Source organism: Paenibacillus sp. SER-28, from assembly GCF_052906305.1.
In genome coordinates, this window is sequence record NZ_JBRECM010000005.1 from 179,057 (window position 1) to 195,965 (window position 16,909).

The window sequence follows — 16,909 nt, forward strand, 5'->3', positions numbered from 1 at the left end:
ACTTTGATAGAACCATTTTAAGAGAACTGAAAGAATGAAAAAGACTGGCTGCAAACAACAAAAAACCAAGCCCTTTCGGACTTGGTTCTTTATTGTACAAGAATATACTTATGCAACATGAAGCTACATACGTTAAGGCTTAGGCGAGGGAAGGCTGGATCTTCTTAAACAGATTCCCCGACGTCTCTTCCGGCATTACGCGCTCTGTACTGGGTGAATGATCCAGTTTGGACTCTTCCACGGTCACTCTGTAAATGTCCGCTCCCAATCCAGTCAGCTTCTCAGCCAAATGAACGTAACCGCGATCGATGTGATGTACGCCGGATACCTCCGTTGTACCTTCCGCAATGAGTCCGGTCAGAATTAACGCAGCACCTGCACGCAAATCTGTAGAGGTTACTTTCGCACCTGTCAGCTTAGCATTACCAGTTACAATGGCGGAACGACCTTCGACCTTAATTTCGGCATTCATGAGATGAAATTCATCCACATGCATGAAACGATTTTCAAACACGGTTTCCGTAATAATGCTCGTTCCTTCAGCGGCAAGTTGAAGTGCCATCATCTGAGACTGCATATCGGTAGGAAAACCAGGATAAGGCAATGTTTTAACATCAACGGCCTTTAACGGCTTATCTGCAATGACACGAATTCCGTTCTCATCAGGTTGAATGGTTACACCCATTTCTTCCATCTTGGAAATAACCGGTCCCAAATGATCGGATATTGCGCCTTCTACATATACGTTCCCGCCTGTGATCGCAGCAGCAACCATATAAGTACCTGCTTCTACCCGGTCGGGAATGACGGTATGTTTTACACCATGCAGCTTCTCGACGCCTTCAATACGAATAACGCCCGTGCCCGCACCGCGTACTTTGGCACCCATTCCATTCAGGAAATTTGCGAGATCAACAATCTCAGGTTCCTTAGCAGCATTCTCGATGGTAGTTACGCCCTCAGCAAGAGTAGCGGCCATCATAATATTCTCGGTTGCTCCTACGCTGGCTACATCCAAATAAACTTTAGCTCCACGCAGACGCCCGTTACTTTTAGCTTCAATAAAACCTTGGCCCAGGCTAATCTCCGCGCCCAATGCCTCAAAACCCTTTAAATGCTGATCAATTGGTCGCGTTCCGATTGCACATCCGCCTGGAAGCGAGATTCTTGTACGTCCCAAACGTGTAAGCAGCGGTCCCATAACCAAGAATGATGCGCGCATTTTCCTAACCCACTCGTAAGGGGCTTCACAGGAAATTATCTTCCGCGCGTCAACACGAATGACCTCATCTTGGTATGTAACGCCTGCTCCTAAGGACTCCAGCACTTTGTTAATGGTCATCACATCGTCTAGAGGAGGTGCATCAATAATAACACTTTCTCCTTCTTCTCCTAGCAGAGAAGCGGCGATGATCGGCAGAACTGAGTTTTTGGCTCCGCTGACTTTGACACTCCCGGTCAATCTGTTGCCACCGCGGACGATAAATTTGCTCATCTATGGTTCCCTCCGCGCGTCATTTCCCTTTTCCATTCTGGAAAAAAAGAACATATTCCGCTATTTTCATGCCTTGCTTTTTCATTACATAAAAAAACAAGGTTTTACTAATACCCTAACTGCCATCATACCACTGATTAAAACAAGTATACAAGCGTTTTTTGTACTTGATGACCATTGTACTCTAACTGATTCAGCCAGCTATACATGTATGGTTCTTTTGTTTACCATTGTTAACAATATGACGCGATGTTATTCGACAATTCCCGCAGAGACACAGTCATAAGGTCATATAACCCGCCTACTTCATGTTAAAACAAATTCTAGAGCATCTGGCTCCAAGAGATGTAGCTCAACAGGAACCCAGAAACCAACTGTCCCAAGATTATAGCAAGAAACAAGTGTAGCAATCTGCCCTGCGGTCCTTTGGGTTGCCGAATTAACAAATCCAGCTTTAAGCTCTGTAAAGCCCACCAAGCTAACGCTATACAGATAAGCGACACGATCATGGAGATCAGCGCGGTCATACTCGCCGATTGACTTAGCTGTTCAGCCAATTGCTGTTTCCCGTTCAACCATAATTCCTCCCATCTGCGTCACAGACTTCTTTATAATACTCGGCGAACGCCTAATATGCCAGTGCTATTTCTGCTTTTAGGACATTTATTTCGACAAAATGTGATTAATCACTTCTGTTTCGTGAATTTAAAAGGTACTAAATACCTAGCAACCGGGCAAGAAATAGGACTGTACATTTGGTAATAACAGCTAAAAAAGGGCCCGATCACAGTGATCGAAGGAAGCAAGGTTCTTCCTCACCTTCTACCGGACATTCTTTGGCAGAAGTTATGAAGTGGTCTCCTTGTCGTTCCATCCGTATACTATGCCGAACCCTTTTAAAATTCCACTTAAAATCCAATATTAATTCTTATTGGTTCTGATGCTTGTAGCATTTAAACGGTTAAGCGCCCGTTGCAGAGCTACTTCCGCCCGATGGTGATCTATCTGTTCCTGTTTGCTCTGGAGCCGCAGTTCTGCCCGCTCCCTTGCCGCACGGGCACGCTCCACATCAATTTCTTCGGAACGTTCCGCACTCTCAGCCAAAATGACCACTTTATCCTTGCGGACTTCAAGAAAGCCCCCATTGACCGCGATCACTTCGGTTTGACCACCGATTTTAATACGTATCGGTGCAATCTTCAAGGGAGTGACCAAGGGAAGGTGTCCGGGTAAAATCCCAAGATCGCCTTCCGAGCCGCGAACACTGATGCTGTTTACCTGTTCTGTATAGACCAGGCGCTCCGGCGTCACAATCTCTAGTAAATACGTGCTCACTTGAATCCCTCCTGGAAACTGTCCACAGACAGCTCACTTCGTAAGGCTCGGCTATTCTTTGCCTGTTGTTTACAACGTTTTAGCTTTTTCAACTGCTTCTTCGATGGCTCCTACAAAAAGGAAAGCCGCTTCTGGAAGATGGTCATACTTGCCTTCCAAAATTTCTTTGAAGCTTCGTACAGTTTCTTTAACCGGCACATATTTACCTGGGAAGCCGTTAAATGCTTCGGCAACGTGGAAAGGTTGAGAAAGGAAACGCTGGATTTTACGTGCACGTGCTACCAACATTTTATCTTCTTCACTCAGCTCATCCATACCCAAGATCGCAATGATATCCTGAAGCTCATTGTAGCGGGCCAAAATTTGTTTTACCCCTTGCGCTACATTGTAATGCTCTTCACCCACAACGTCTGGAGCCAAAATACGGGAGCTTGATGCGAGTGGATCAACCGCCGGGTAAATACCCATTTCGGAAATTTTACGTTCCAGATTCGTTGTAGCGTCCAAATGGGCAAACGTCGTAGCAGGAGCCGGGTCAGTGTAGTCATCCGCAGGCACATAGATCGCCTGAATGGAAGTAACAGAACCTTTTTTAGTAGAAGTAATCCGTTCTTGCAATTGACCCATCTCAGTAGCCAGCGTAGGCTGGTAACCTACTGCTGAAGGCATACGTCCCAACAAGGCCGAAACCTCAGAACCCGCTTGAGTAAAGCGGAAAATGTTGTCAATAAAGAGCAACACGTCACGGCCTTCTTGGTCACGGAAGTATTCCGCCATCGTCAGACCTGTGAGAGCTACACGCAAACGTGCACCCGGAGGTTCGTTCATTTGTCCGAACACCATCGCTGTTTTGTTGATAACGCCGGAATCTCTCATTTCATGATACAAGTCATTTCCTTCACGTGTGCGTTCACCTACACCCGCAAATACAGAAATACCACCATGCTCCTGAGCGATATTGTTAATCAATTCTTGAATGGTTACGGTTTTACCTACACCAGCACCACCAAACAATCCGACTTTACCACCTTTGGCATAAGGAGCTAGCAAATCGATAACTTTAATACCTGTTTCGAGCATCTCTGCTTGAGTTGTCAGCTCATCGAAAGAAGGAGCTTGACGGTGAATCGGATTTCTAGCCGTTTCACTCATATCAGCACCATTATCAATTGGCGTTCCAAGTACGTTAAATACGCGTCCAAGAGTAGCTTCGCCGACAGGTACTGAAATAGGTGCTCCCAGATCTATGGCTTCAGCTCCACGAACCAGACCATCTGTGGAAGACATGGCAATACAACGCACACGGTTGTCACCTAGATGTTTTGAAGCTTCGAGCGTCAGGTCAATTTTGACTCCGCTCTCCAGCACAGTCCCAATATGAATGGCATTCAGGATTTCCGGAAGCTGTCCACGTTCGAACTCAACGTCGACAACCGGACCCATGATGCTCACTACGCGTCCTTTGTTCATCTTTTGGTTTCCCTCCTACAAGCTTGCACAGCCGCAAATCCGAACCACTCTGATTTGTTTTGCGCCCGCAATTTATCATAATAGTGTAGACATGCTATAAAACAGTCGCAACAAGCCTGATTAAGACTGAGCGCTTGCCCCTGCAACGATTTCCGTAATTTCCTGGGTAATAGCCGCTTGACGAGCACGGTTATAGGTCAAGGAAAGCTCACCAATTAACTTGGAAGCATTCTTCGTAGCAGATCCCATCGCCGTCATCTTCGCTCCCAGTTCACTAGCTTTACCATCCAGCAAAGCGCCGTAAATGAGCGTTTCCGCGTAACGCGGCAGCAATACTTCCAGCACTCCTTCTGGTGAAGGCTCATACTCATAGTTAATTGAGGATGAAGCTGTAGCTGAATCCGGTGTTGCCATTGGTAACAGACGGTCAACTGTTGGAATTTGAGTCAATGCGTTGACAAAGCGGTTATAGCATAGATAAAGCTCATCAAATTCTTTAAGTTCAAAGCCTTGTACAGCCTTGCTTGCAATTGTTTTGATATCTGCAAAAGCAGGTGTATCTGACAGATCTGTTACCGATTCAGCGATAGGAAATTCACGACGTCTGAAATAATCCCGTCCTTTTCGCCCAATGATGAAAATCACAAATTCATCCTGTGAACGGTGACGTTCAGCAATCGTCTGCGTAACCTGTCGCAAAATATTGGCGTTATAACCACCAGCCAGACCACGATCAGATGTAATGATGAGATAAGCAGTCTTTTTAACCGGACGCGTTTCCAGCATTGGATGCTTGATGTTATTCGCTCCAGAAGCAATGCTACTCACAACTTCCTTAAGCTTTTCTGAGTAAGGACGAGCCGACTCCGCTTTCTCCTGAGCTTTTCTCAGCTTGGATGCAGCGACCATTTCCATCGCTTTCGTGATCTGTTTCGTACTCTGCACACTTTTAATCTGACGTTTAATCTCGCGCATACCTTTTGCCATGATTTCACCACCTTTAAGCTCTAGCAAAGCCAAAGCTAACTTCGTAAGCAATCCCTTAGCTTAGCTTGGACCAAGTCTAAGCACTTCGTAAGATTCAAATCCAGCCGGACATATGTTAAAGGGCCTGTTATAGAGGGTAAAACATGCCAAGGAAGCCAAAACCCGGAGGGCACGCTTCCTTAGGACATCTTTCATCATAAACAGGCAATTCCAATGTATTAAACCGACGTGGCGAATGATTTTTTGAATTTCTCGATAGCCACCTTCAAAGCCGCTTCGTTATCAGCCACCAAGTCTTTCGTGTCGCGGATAGATTGAAGCACGTCCTGATGGTCAGACACCATGAAAGACAGGAAGTCTTTTTCAAAACGTTTTACATCCGCTACAGGGATATCATCAAGGAAGCCTTTTACTGCAGTATACAAGCTCACTACTTGTTGCTCTACAGCAAGCGGTTGGTTAACGCCCTGTTTCAGAATTTCCATCATGCGTGCGCCGCGATCCAGACGGGCTTTTGTGGATTTATCCAAGTCGGACCCGAATTGGGAGAACGCTTGAAGCTCACGATATTGAGCAAGATCCAGACGCAGGGAACCTGCTACCTTTTTCATCGCTTTAATCTGAGCAGAACCACCTACACGAGATACGGAAATACCTACGTTGATCGCTGGACGTTGCCCTGCATAGAACAAGTCAGCTTCCAGGAAGATCTGTCCATCCGTGATGGAAATAACGTTAGTTGGGATATATGCAGAAACGTCGGAAGCCTGTGTCTCGATGAACGGCAATGCGGTAAGTGATCCGCCGCCCAACTCATCATTCAGCTTCGCTGCACGTTCCAGCAAGCGAGAGTGAAGATAGAAAACGTCACCCGGATAAGCTTCACGACCCGGTGGACGACGCAGCAACAGGGACAGTTCCCGGTAAGCTGACGCTTGTTTAGTCAAGTCATCATAAACAACAAGGACATGCTCGCCTTTGTACATGAAATACTCACCCATGGCACAGCCAGAGTAAGGAGCAATGTACAGCAATGGTGATGGTTCGGAAGCAGATGCCGTAACGACAATCGTGTATTCCAGCGCACCGTGACGCCGCAATGTTTCAACAACTTGAGCTACCGTGGATTGTTTTTGACCAATAGCGACATAAATACATTTCATGCCATTGCCTTTTTGGTTCAAAATTGCATCGATTGCGATAGAAGTTTTACCTGTTTGACGGTCACCGATGATCAACTCACGTTGACCACGACCAATCGGAACCATTGCATCAATAGCTTTAATCCCCGTCTGCATAGGCTCATGTACCGATTTACGGGCCATAACACCTGGAGCCTGACTTTCAACCGGACGGAATTCTGTTGTAGCAATCGGTCCTTTACCGTCTACCGGTTGTCCCAGTGGGTTAACTACACGTCCGATCAGTGCTTCCCCTACAGGGACCTGCATGATCTGACCTGTACGTTTTACTTGACCGCCTTCACGAATGTCGGAGAATTGACCCAAAATAACAACACCGACATTGCTTTCTTCCACGTTGAGCGCCAAGCCCAATACGCCAGTGTCGAATTCAACCAATTCACCGGCCATAACTTTTTCCAGTCCGTAGACGCGGGCAATACCGTCGCCGACTTCAACAACAGTGCCGACTTCAACGACCTCGATATCATTTTTATATTGTTCAATCTGACTTTTAATCAATGAACTGATTTCCTCAGGTTTGATACTCAAGTGTGTTCACCCCTATCTTCTATACTCGTCTGTTAAAGGATTTCTCGAGACGATCCAGCTTGCCGGCCAGACTGCCGTCGTACAGTGTATCGCCGATAACCACTTTCAATCCGCCCAGCAGACTCGGGTCCACTATATTTTCCACGCGGATTGTTTTATGTTCACGGGCTCCGAATTGCTCGGCTACCGCTGTTTTTTCCTGATCACTTAAAGCATAAGTCGAATACACCTTTGCATGAGCAAGTCCCAGCTTATATTCCTGAATATCGAGGTATCCGGCAAGGAGAGATTCGAACAAATCTGCTCTACTACGCTGAATCAACAGTTTGATCGTGTTAATTAGCGAGGCAGACAGCTTGCCTTCAAAACTGTTAGCCAGAACTTGAAGCTTGACCGTTTCCGTAATGTTAGGAGAATTAATGAATTTACGGATTTCAGCATCCCCCGATACAGCCTCTACAAAAGCACGTAGCTCCTGCTCGGTTTCCATAATGGTCTGTTCTTGCTCTGCCACTTCAAACAAAGCTTTCGCATACCGTTTGGCAACTACCGTATCCCGGCTCATGCTTTGCCTCCTACCTCTTTAAGGTATTGGTCGACAAGCTCTCCTTGGACTTGGTCTTCCTTGATTTCCTTTTGAATCAGTTTGGAAGCAATTTGTACCGAAGCTTTACCCACTTCGCTGCGCAGTTCGGCAACCGCCTTATTACGCTCGCTTGTGATTTCACGAACAGCTTCGTCTTTCAGGCGGACAGCTTCGTCTTTAGCCTGAACAATAATTTGCTCCGCTTGCTTGTTACCTGTTTGTTTTGACTGCTCAATAATGTCGTACGCTTCCTTACGTGCCTGCTGGAGAGCCTGCTTTTGCTCCTCAACATAAGCAGCAGCCTGTTCACGCGTCTGTGCCGCTTCATTCATTTGCTGTAATACAAGCTGACGGCGCTTCTCCATAACGGAAAAGAGAGGGCCGAATGCATAACGCGTCAGTAACCAGTACAAGATCAAAAATGCAATGATTGTGAAAACGATACTTGTCCAATTTAAACTCAATTGAAGTCACTCCTTTCCGGTGAACGTCGGTTCTGGATCTTTCATGTTCAAACGAACAAAGAAGGCGCGGATGGCTGTGCCTTCCCCGCCAAACCTTGCTTCCATTCAATTAAGCACCTGCGTAGAAAATGAATGCCAGAACGACCCCGATGATTGGCAGGGCTTCGACCAGACCTACACCGATAAACATTACCGTTTGCAACGTTGCTTTTGCTTCAGGCTGACGAGCGATACCTTCAACTGTTTTACTTACGATCAGACCGTTACCAATACCTGCGCCCAAAGCGCCCAAACCTACTGCGATTGCAGCTGCGATATATGCCCAAACTCCCATTTTAAAAATCCTCCTTAGTGATGTGTATTTGTATTGTACATGTATTTGCAGTTAAGAGCGAAGCGTACTCCTGAACTTAACTAAAAACCGGAAAACAAGCTTGTCTAATGCTCTTCTTCATGCGTGTCAATGGACTGCGAAATGTATACAAACGTCAGAATCGTGAAGACGAACGCTTGAATACTGCCGACAAAAATACTGAATCCTTGCCAAACAACGAGTCCCAATACGGAAGCAATCCAGCCTCCTACACCAAGTGCTGTCAATTTCAGCAGAACACTGATCAAAACTTCGCCGGCAAAAATATTACCGAATAGACGCATACCATGTGTCAAAAGTTTTGAGAACTGCTCAATCAAGTTAATTGGCAAAAAGAATGGAAATGGCTGAACGTAATGCTTGAAGTAAGCTTTGGTATTGCGGAAGATCCCCAGGAAATGAACCAGGACAAAGATCATCAAAGCGAGTCCAATAGATACCCCTGCATCTGCAGTAGGTGATTTCCACCAGCTGATGCCTACATGGGCAGCTTCGCCCGGGTGAGACGCCTGTGCTTGTTCTAATGCTTCTTTGACTGGAATGATTTCATGTCCAAATACTTGGGCACTTTGCACATTATCGAATTCGGTCACAATCCCGAACGGTAAGCCCAGCATATTCCCCACGAAAATGAACATGATCAGCGTCATCCCCAAGGAGAGGAATGGCTTCCCTTTTTTCAAATCCATCGTGCTGGTAATCAGTCCTTGAACGAATTCTACGACCCATTCCATAAAATTTTGCAGCTTGCTTGGATTGTCCACAGACAAATTGCGCGTTGCAGCAAATGCCAGTCCAAATACAATCGCACAAGTCACAATAAGCATAATAATGACGGACAAGTCAATGTTAAACCCGCCCAATTGGATAATCGGTGATTCATGCAACATGTTTTCTCACCCCTTTCTCAGTTGAGCCATCATTTTTCCTGAAGCGCGAATATGATGCCTATAATTAACAGAAGAAATTGCCCAGTCACCAGGCTTGCCATTACAGCGATCTCATGGAAATAGGCCGGAAATTCTATCGCCAGCACCACTGCCAAAATTGAGGTCCCTAATCGAACGCCAAAGCCAATACCAAACACTCTCTTCTTTCTTTCACCGGCGGCCGCACTCGCAACCTGTCGAATTTTGTAGGCCATATACAGCACATTTAGACAGCTTACTCCCGTTCCCAGAATGATTCCGTGAGCAATGTCACGATGTTGGGGCATGAAGGCGGAGACCAGGAAACACAGAGCCATAATACCAAGCGCTACGATCCATAACATTTTTTGCATACGGGTCATCTCATTCATGGTTATCCCTCAGTACCTTTCCGATCACAAGGGCAATACTTAATGCGCCTACAACCAAGCCTGCGAGAACGCTTACGCCAATCCAAATTCCGGAGCCACCAAGTTTGGCATCAAGCCATTTTCCTGCATAGAAGCCACCCAGTGTGCATATCGCCAAATCAATGCCGATCGCGCTCACCAGTCCTATAGCCTTAAAGGCATTTCCGGTGTTATTTCGGTTGTTGTTTTGCTTGGAAGGTTTGACCACTTTTCCATGTCACCCCTGCAATTCCAGTCCATTTTACTTAAATATAAGATGCTTTGTCAATTGAGATATTTTAGCGCCCTAAAGTATAAAATCAAACGACAAAGCATCTTAAATTGCTGTATCCCTTGGTAACCGTACAGTTTAACTGTATGCTTGCCTTGTAAAGAATAATTATATCGGACGAACACCTTTTGTGAACATTGTGTGAAATTCTTCAGGACGTTCAGTTTGAACACCATAATGGTGCAAAATCGCATTGACAATTCTTACTGATGCCTGTCCATCGCCGTAAGGATTCGCTGCCTGGCTCATAGATTCGTATAACGTGGAATCTGTCAAAAGTGCCTTGGTCCGATTGTACACGTTCTCTTCACTCGTACCCACCAGTTCCAAGGTGCCCGCTTCAATTCCTTCCGGTCTTTCAGTCGTATCACGCAGCACCAGAACAGGTACTCCGAACGAAGGTGCTTCTTCCTGAAGCCCACCGGAATCCGTAAGGATCAGATGTGTATGTGGATAAAAATTGTGCAGATCCACGACATCCAGCGGATCAATCAGCTTAATACGCGGATGGTTGCCTAAAATCTCAAATGCAGGTTCCTTCACAGCCGGACTCGGATGAACCGGATAAACAATAGCGATATCCTCAAACTCATCCGCAATTCGCTTAACTGCATTAAAAATCTGACGATGCGGTTCCCCTTGGGATTCCCGGCGATGTGCTGTCATGAGAATCAGACGTTTGCCCTGAGCCCAGTCCAGTACGGGATGCTCGTAATCCTGGCGAACCGTATACTGAAATACGTCAGTTACTGTATTGCCTGTAACATATATTCGCGATTCAGGCTTATTTTCCTTCCGCAAATTTCCAGCCGATAAAGAAGTAGGCGAGAAATGCAGATCAGACAGCACGCCTGTGAGCTGACGGTTCATTTCTTCAGGATATGGAGAAAGCTTGTTCCACGTCCGCAAACCCGCTTCCACATGCCCTACTTCAATCTGCTGCATAAAGGCTGCATAGCTGGCCAGGAAAGTCGTCAGCGTATCACCGTGAACTAACACGATATCGGGCTTGGCCTCACGCAATACAGGTTCCAGACCTTGAAGTACCCGCATGGAGATTTCATTCAGTGTTTGGCGATCCTTCATTACGTCCAGATCATAGTCAGGGTGAATATTGAAAACTTCCAGAACCTGATCAAGCATCTGGCGATGTTGAGCCGTAACGCATACCACGGACTCGATATGCTCCGGGTGACGCTGAAGCTCCAAAATAAGAGGAGCCATCTTAATCGCTTCCGGACGCACACCAAAAATTGTCATCACTTTGATTTTGGACATTTTCTGTTGAACTCCTTTTCATAATAAATGTCCGCTTCACAGGTCTTCCATTATTCAGAAAAACGACCTGTCATAACGTTCATAGATTTTGCCGAACCGCCAAGGGCAGTCTACTTGGTTCCGTACAAGCGGTCTCCCGCGTCGCCAAGACCCGGAATGATGTATCCATGATCATCCAGACGCTCGTCCAATGCAGCGACATAGATGTCTACATCAGGATGCGCATCCTGCACAGCTTTGACTCCTTCAGGAGCAGCAATCAGATTCATCATTTTAATTTGAGTACAGCCTCTCTTTTTCAATACATCAATCGCCGCAATTGCCGAACCACCCGTTGCAAGCATCGGATCAATCACGATCAATTCGCGCTCAGTTACATCTGTAGGCAGCTTCGTATAGTATTCTACGGGTTGCAGCGTCTCAGGATCGCGGAACAGTCCCACATGGCCTACCTTTGCTGCAGGCAGTAGCTTTACTACGCCATCCAGCATACCCAAGCCTGCACGCAGAATCGGAATAAGACCCAGCATACGTCCTGAAATCACTTTACCTTCTGTCTCAGCAACCGGTGTCTGCACCGTAATGCTTTCCAGCGGGATATCCCGTGTAATTTCATAAGCCATCAATGTTGCTACTTCATCCACCAGCTCGCGGAAATCCTTGGTGTTGGTCCGCACATCGCGGATAAATGTAAGCTTGTGTTGGATCAAAGGGTGATCGCAAACCACCAGTTTCGCCATAATATATTCCCTCCGGTATTATCGTCACGTTCTTTCGCGCCAGCATATCGAACTATCCTGAGTCGAAAGGATCTATGTAACCTATTTGCACAAACCAAATAAGCACAGATGCAATGCGTGCCTGTAAATCCTGTTTATTATAACATTCCCTTGATTGATTTAACACCTGCCACCGCAACCTTTTGTCAAGGGAAAGATATGACATGTAAAATACTTAATAGGACCGCTTCACGTGTGACTTTCGTCACATAAAACCACATCAAAAAGGCCCTGACGGCACTTGACCGTCAAAGCCTGCTGGCTTTAAACTTCCTGCCCATGCTATAGCCTTTGCTTCCTCATGCAGCGGTATTCTTTTATCTATACTTCAAATTGTCCCATGCCCCCTGAAATTGCTGAAGCATTTCGTCCTTCGTGATAACCCCTGCAATATAGGCTTGCATACTACTGCTTAAATCCTGATTTAGCCCTTTCGGAAAGCGTTGAAAGTTCCAACTCCATATCTTGCCTTCCCTCACATGTCGAGATATTTCTGCACCTAGATCACCTGTCGTCTCGTCACTGGACGTGATACTTTTGAAGGCAGGAACAAACTTAAACTCCTTGGTGATATAATGTTTGCCTGTTTCTGATGTGACCAACCAATTGAGAAATTCTTTTGCCTCCTGCTTCACAGGCGAATTTTTATTGATCACCCAGTTCGAGGCCACTCCCACCGCGAGTCTACCTCCTGTGGAGGGATCATTGTCTATAGGCGCAGGCAGAATACCCAAATTCAAGTTAGGATTAATTCCATCCATTTGCGGTTGCGTCCAGTTCCCCTGGTGCATCATAGCAGCCTTACCTGTCGAAAACAGTGTCACTTGTGTATTGTAATCCGTCGTGAGCGGATTGCGGTTCCCATATTTTATAGTCAGGTCAAGCAACTTCACCCACTGATCGAACACGGGGTTACCGGGGATGCGAGCCGTTCCTTTGTTTAAATCCTCAACATAACTTTCCGGGTTCGGCTGTCTGGCAAACGGGATATTGATAAAATGGTTCCCCAGAACCCACCATTCCGCATACCCGTTAGCAAAAGGTATAATCCCTGCCGCTTTCAGTCGCTTGGCTGCTTCCTCCAGTTCATCTATTGTCTGAGGCAGTTTGGTTATGCCCGCTTTTTTAAACAAATCCTTGTTATAAACAAATCCAAATCCTTCCAGGTTCATAGGCTGTCCATAAATCTTACCGTTAACCGTCATCGGCTTACGAGCGAAATCATCCAGATCCTTCACCCATGGCTGATCCGACAAATCCTCCAAGTACTCCAACCACGTATCCCGATCCTGGTAGCCCTCATTTGTAAAAATGTCCGGCTGATCGCCTGATGCGAATTTAGCCTTCAACGAAGCACCGTAGTCCGTACCACCACCGACAGATTGGATATCCAGCTTGATGCCAGGGTGGGTCTTTTCATATTCAGCCTTCAGCTTGTTTAACGGTTCCGATATCTCTACTTTGAATTGATAAATGTGTATCGTTTTTGTCTCACTCTGTTGAGCCTTCGTATTTCCACAACCTGCAAGTGTACATGCGAGCAGCACCATCAAGGAGATGACAAGTAACGCTGTTTTTTTCATCGATTATCTCTCCCTTCAGCCTTTGACCGCGCCGGCTGCAATGCCAGAAACGATGTATTTTTGCATCACCAGAAAAAACACAACAATTGGCGTGATCCCCAACACTAGTGCTGGCAACGCCAAGTCCCATTGCTTGGTGTACTGACCAAACAACATATAGGTTGCAATCGGAATGGTACGCAGCTCAGGATCATTCAAAATGAGTGAAGGCAACAGATAGTCATTCCAGATCCATAAGGTATTCAAGATAAGTACGGTTACGAACATAGGCAGCAGCAGTGGACAAACGATGCGAAAGAACACCCCGTACCGGGATGAACCGTCCACCCTTGCCGCCTGCTCGATCTCAATAGGTACCGTTTTAATAAAGCCATGAAAAAGAAAAACGGATAAAGGCGCTCCAAAACCCAGATAACATAAGATCAGTCCCGGTATACTGTTGTTCAAGCTCAATACGTTGGACACTTCCATAAGCGGCAACATAATCGATTGAAAGGGAACTACCATCGCAGCCACAAGCAAACCGAACAGGAACCGGTTAAAACGAGTGTCATGCCGAACCATCTGGTAAGCGGCCATCGAGCTGATTAGTAGCAAAAGCGCATTACTGACGATCGTGACAATCAGTGAATTCCCCAGTGCTGTGGGAAAGTTTATTTTATTCCAGGCGTTAGCATAGTTTTCAAAACGGAAGGTTGTCGGCCACGAAGCGGAATGGGCCAAAATGTCGCCAAAGGATTTAACGGAGTTTACGAGCAAAAAATAAAACGGAACCAGAAAGATTAACCCGATCACAATTAGCATTATTTCAGCAGCCCATGTGCCCAAACGATAGTTTGACGTTTTTCCCATTACATTTCGACCTCCTTTTTCTTCGTGAGACGCACCTGAATGCTGGTTATGATTGCAACGACCACAAAGAAAATCATAGCTTTGGCAGTCCCTAATCCAAGTCGGTTATTTGTAAACGCTTCATTATATATGTCCAACGCTACAGACTCTGTCGACTTGAAAGGTCCCCCCTTTGTGAGAGCCAAATTCAACTCAAATACTTTAAAGGACCAGGATATCGCCAGGAACAAGCAGACGGTCACCGCTGGCATAATAAGTGGCACTACAATATGACGCAGAATCTGTCTTCGACTCGCACCGTCGATTTGTGCCGATTCAATAAGGGCATGCGGGACATTATTTAACGAGGATATGTAAATAACCATGAGATAACCTGCATATTGCCACACAAACACAATGACAGTTCCCCAAAAAGCAGTTGGCCCATCACCCAGCCACGGCAGTTTAAAAAAAGAAAGCCCTGTTGCCTCACCTACTGCAGAAAAGCCGCGTACAAATATAAATTGCCAGATAAAGCCGAGCAGCAAGCCGCCAATCATATTGGGCATAAAAAATACAGTTCGCAGTGCATTACGGGTACGCAACGGTTTGGTAAGTGCATAGGCTAGGAAAAAGCCAATCAGGTTCGTCAGAACGACACCACATACGGTAAACCGGACCGTAAACCAGAATGCATTACGAAAATCTGGATCATCCCTAAAAATATGAATGTAATTCCCCAGTCCGAGCGATCGGATATTTTCAGATACTCCATCCCAGTTGGTCATAGAATAATACAGCCCCAGCAGGAACGGAATGACCATAATCAAGACAAAAAACAACGCCATCGGTCCTACAAATACGAGTTGCTGCAAAAATTGCGCGGATTTTCTTTGACTCAATGCAATCACTCCTTTGTCGTAGATCATGAAGGATAGCGCGCATAAACCCTTACTGTAATCGCTTATTACCCAAAAATGTATGTTTCGAGTCGTTCGGAAGCAAAAAAAGACTGTTCTCCTCCGGCTTACGGAAGGAAAACAGCCTATAACATAAAAATTATGAATGTCGATGAATTAGTATTGAGTTCCTGGATAAATCGGGAACTTATCTGTCAACTCGCCAACCGCTTGGCTTGCTTTGGACAATACAGTATCATCTTTCGGGTTTTTAAGGGTTTCAGCAATAATTTTACCGATTTTGACCATAGCCTCTTCATCCATACCACGAGATGTTGCAGCAGGTGTACCAATACGAATTCCGCTTGTTACGAATGGACTGGTCGGGTCAAAAGGAATCGCATTTTTATTGACTGTGATGCCCACCGAATCCAATACATGCTCTGCTTCTTTACCTGTGATATTCAAATTGCGCGTATCCAACAGCATCAGATGGTTATCCGTACCACCGGATACAATGTTAATCCCTTCAGCCAACAGTGTTTCAGCCAGCACCTGTGCGTTGCGAACTACGTTTTGCGCATAGGTTTTGAACGATGGCTGGAGCGCTTCGCCCAAAGCAACCGCTTTGGACGCGATCACATGCATCAGTGGCCCCCCTTGAGTACCAGGGAAAATAGCTTTATCAATCGCTTGTGCCCATGCTTTGCGAGTCAGAATCAGACCCCCACGCGGACCACGCAGCGTTTTGTGTGTCGTTGTTGTTACAAATTGGGCATGCGGAACTGGGCTTGGGTGAATTCCCGCTGCCACGAGACCAGCGATATGTGCCATATCCACCATAAACAGAGCGCCTACATCATTGGCAATGGAAGCAAAAGCTTCAAAATCAATAGTACGCGGATATGCACTCGCGCCAGCTACAATCAGACGAGGACGGTGCTTAAAGGCTGCCTTGCGCACTTCATCGTAGTCGATGCGGAAGTTGTCTTCGCGTACACCGTAAGCAGCAAAGTTATACAACAAGCCGGAAGCGTTAACCGGACTTCCGTGTGTTAAATGGCCACCATGCGCCAGATTCATACCCAGTACAGTATCTCCAGGTTTGAGAGCTGCCAGATACACCGCCATGTTGGCTTGTGCTCCAGAGTGAGGCTGCACGTTAGCATGCTCGGCGCCGAACAATTCTTTTGCGCGGTCACGTGCGATGTCTTCAACGATATCTACATGCTCACAGCCACCATAGTAACGTTTGTTCGGATAACCCTCAGCATATTTATTCGTCAGCACGGAGCCCATGGCTTCCATTACTGCTTCACTGACAATGTTCTCGGATGCGATTAGCTCGATATTGTGGCGTTGTCGTTTCAGTTCAAGTCCCATTGCTTCCATCACTGCCGGGTCACTTTTACGCAGGTGTTCCATCATGATTGATTACTCCCTCTCCATAGTCAATTGTTGGGTATACAAGCAAACGCCTGCTCCT

General features: G+C 46.2%; 18 protein-coding genes. All 18 read right to left on the minus strand.

From position 1 onward, the window contains the following. Window positions 1-139: 139 nt before the first annotated feature. The 18 genes from murA to ACUYLD_RS14960 all read right to left on the minus strand — a co-directional run bounded on the left by murA (window position 140) and on the right by ACUYLD_RS14960 (window position 16,851). Window positions 140-1,495, minus strand: coding sequence for a UDP-N-acetylglucosamine 1-carboxyvinyltransferase (murA, locus tag ACUYLD_RS14875; RefSeq protein ID WP_013312320.1), 1,356 nt, complete (start codon window positions 1,493-1,495; stop codon window positions 140-142). A 323-nt stretch (window positions 1,496-1,818) separates the two neighbouring features. Further along, on the minus strand, window positions 1,819-2,070 hold the full coding sequence (locus ACUYLD_RS14880) for a DUF1146 family protein (RefSeq protein ID WP_013373430.1): 252 nt from the start codon (window positions 2,068-2,070) through the stop codon (window positions 1,819-1,821). A 346-nt stretch (window positions 2,071-2,416) separates the two neighbouring features. Next, window positions 2,417-2,830 carry a F0F1 ATP synthase subunit epsilon gene (locus ACUYLD_RS14885; protein ID WP_013312322.1) on the minus strand — a complete coding sequence of 138 codons (414 nt, stop codon included), beginning with the start codon at window positions 2,828-2,830 and terminating at the stop codon, window positions 2,417-2,419. A 69-nt stretch (window positions 2,831-2,899) separates the two neighbouring features. After that, window positions 2,900-4,300: a F0F1 ATP synthase subunit beta gene (gene atpD, locus ACUYLD_RS14890; RefSeq protein WP_013312323.1), complete on the minus strand. Its 1,401-nt coding sequence runs from the start codon at window positions 4,298-4,300 to the stop codon at window positions 2,900-2,902. A gap of 120 nt (window positions 4,301-4,420) precedes the next feature. After that, complete coding sequence (gene atpG / locus ACUYLD_RS14895) at window positions 4,421-5,287, minus strand: ATP synthase F1 subunit gamma (RefSeq protein ID WP_039271553.1); 867 nt, start codon at window positions 5,285-5,287, stop codon at window positions 4,421-4,423. Between the two features lie 218 nt (window positions 5,288-5,505). Further along, the gene (gene atpA, locus ACUYLD_RS14900) at window positions 5,506-7,020 is read right to left on the minus strand and encodes a F0F1 ATP synthase subunit alpha (protein WP_446675403.1); all 1,515 of its coding nucleotides are present in this window, start codon (window positions 7,018-7,020) and stop codon (window positions 5,506-5,508) included. A 19-nt stretch (window positions 7,021-7,039) separates the two neighbouring features. Then, window positions 7,040-7,585, minus strand: coding sequence for a F0F1 ATP synthase subunit delta (locus ACUYLD_RS14905; protein ID WP_061832042.1), 546 nt, complete (start codon window positions 7,583-7,585; stop codon window positions 7,040-7,042). Next, the gene (gene atpF / locus ACUYLD_RS14910) at window positions 7,582-8,070 is read right to left on the minus strand and encodes a F0F1 ATP synthase subunit B (RefSeq protein WP_023990709.1); all 489 of its coding nucleotides are present in this window, start codon (window positions 8,068-8,070) and stop codon (window positions 7,582-7,584) included. Before atpF ends, ACUYLD_RS14905 begins: the two co-directional genes overlap by 4 nt. Before the next feature lie 109 nt (window positions 8,071-8,179). Continuing rightward, complete coding sequence (atpE, locus tag ACUYLD_RS14915; RefSeq protein ID WP_007432750.1) at window positions 8,180-8,404, minus strand: F0F1 ATP synthase subunit C; 225 nt, start codon at window positions 8,402-8,404, stop codon at window positions 8,180-8,182. Between the two features lie 104 nt (window positions 8,405-8,508). After that, entirely contained in the window at window positions 8,509-9,333 is an 825-nt protein-coding gene (gene atpB / locus ACUYLD_RS14920; RefSeq protein WP_013312328.1) for a F0F1 ATP synthase subunit A, read from the minus strand. Window positions 9,334-9,362: 29 nt separating this feature from the next. Further along, the gene (locus ACUYLD_RS14925) at window positions 9,363-9,743 is read right to left on the minus strand and encodes an ATP synthase subunit I (protein WP_013312329.1); all 381 of its coding nucleotides are present in this window, start codon (window positions 9,741-9,743) and stop codon (window positions 9,363-9,365) included. Then, window positions 9,736-9,990 carry an AtpZ/AtpI family protein gene (locus ACUYLD_RS14930; protein ID WP_023990711.1) on the minus strand — a complete coding sequence of 85 codons (255 nt, stop codon included), beginning with the start codon at window positions 9,988-9,990 and terminating at the stop codon, window positions 9,736-9,738. The genes ACUYLD_RS14925 and ACUYLD_RS14930 overlap by 8 nt, the downstream gene beginning before the upstream one ends. A 171-nt stretch (window positions 9,991-10,161) precedes the next feature. Beyond that, the gene (gene wecB / locus ACUYLD_RS14935; RefSeq protein WP_446675404.1) at window positions 10,162-11,331 is read right to left on the minus strand and encodes a non-hydrolyzing UDP-N-acetylglucosamine 2-epimerase; all 1,170 of its coding nucleotides are present in this window, start codon (window positions 11,329-11,331) and stop codon (window positions 10,162-10,164) included. Window positions 11,332-11,441: 110 nt separating this feature from the next. Next, on the minus strand, window positions 11,442-12,071 hold the full coding sequence (gene upp, locus ACUYLD_RS14940) for a uracil phosphoribosyltransferase (RefSeq protein ID WP_013312332.1): 630 nt from the start codon (window positions 12,069-12,071) through the stop codon (window positions 11,442-11,444). A gap of 356 nt (window positions 12,072-12,427) precedes the next feature. Next, on the minus strand, window positions 12,428-13,693 hold the full coding sequence (locus ACUYLD_RS14945) for an ABC transporter substrate-binding protein (protein ID WP_039271557.1): 1,266 nt from the start codon (window positions 13,691-13,693) through the stop codon (window positions 12,428-12,430). 15 nt (window positions 13,694-13,708) lie between these two features. Continuing rightward, window positions 13,709-14,545 carry a carbohydrate ABC transporter permease gene (locus tag ACUYLD_RS14950; protein WP_061832038.1) on the minus strand — a complete coding sequence of 279 codons (837 nt, stop codon included), beginning with the start codon at window positions 14,543-14,545 and terminating at the stop codon, window positions 13,709-13,711. Continuing rightward, window positions 14,545-15,426 carry a carbohydrate ABC transporter permease gene (locus tag ACUYLD_RS14955; protein WP_446675405.1) on the minus strand — a complete coding sequence of 294 codons (882 nt, stop codon included), beginning with the start codon at window positions 15,424-15,426 and terminating at the stop codon, window positions 14,545-14,547. The genes ACUYLD_RS14950 and ACUYLD_RS14955 overlap by 1 nt, the downstream gene beginning before the upstream one ends. Window positions 15,427-15,600: 174 nt before the next feature. Continuing rightward, window positions 15,601-16,851: a serine hydroxymethyltransferase gene (locus ACUYLD_RS14960; RefSeq protein WP_013312336.1), complete on the minus strand. Its 1,251-nt coding sequence runs from the start codon at window positions 16,849-16,851 to the stop codon at window positions 15,601-15,603. Between the last annotated feature and the right edge of the window lie 58 nt (window positions 16,852-16,909).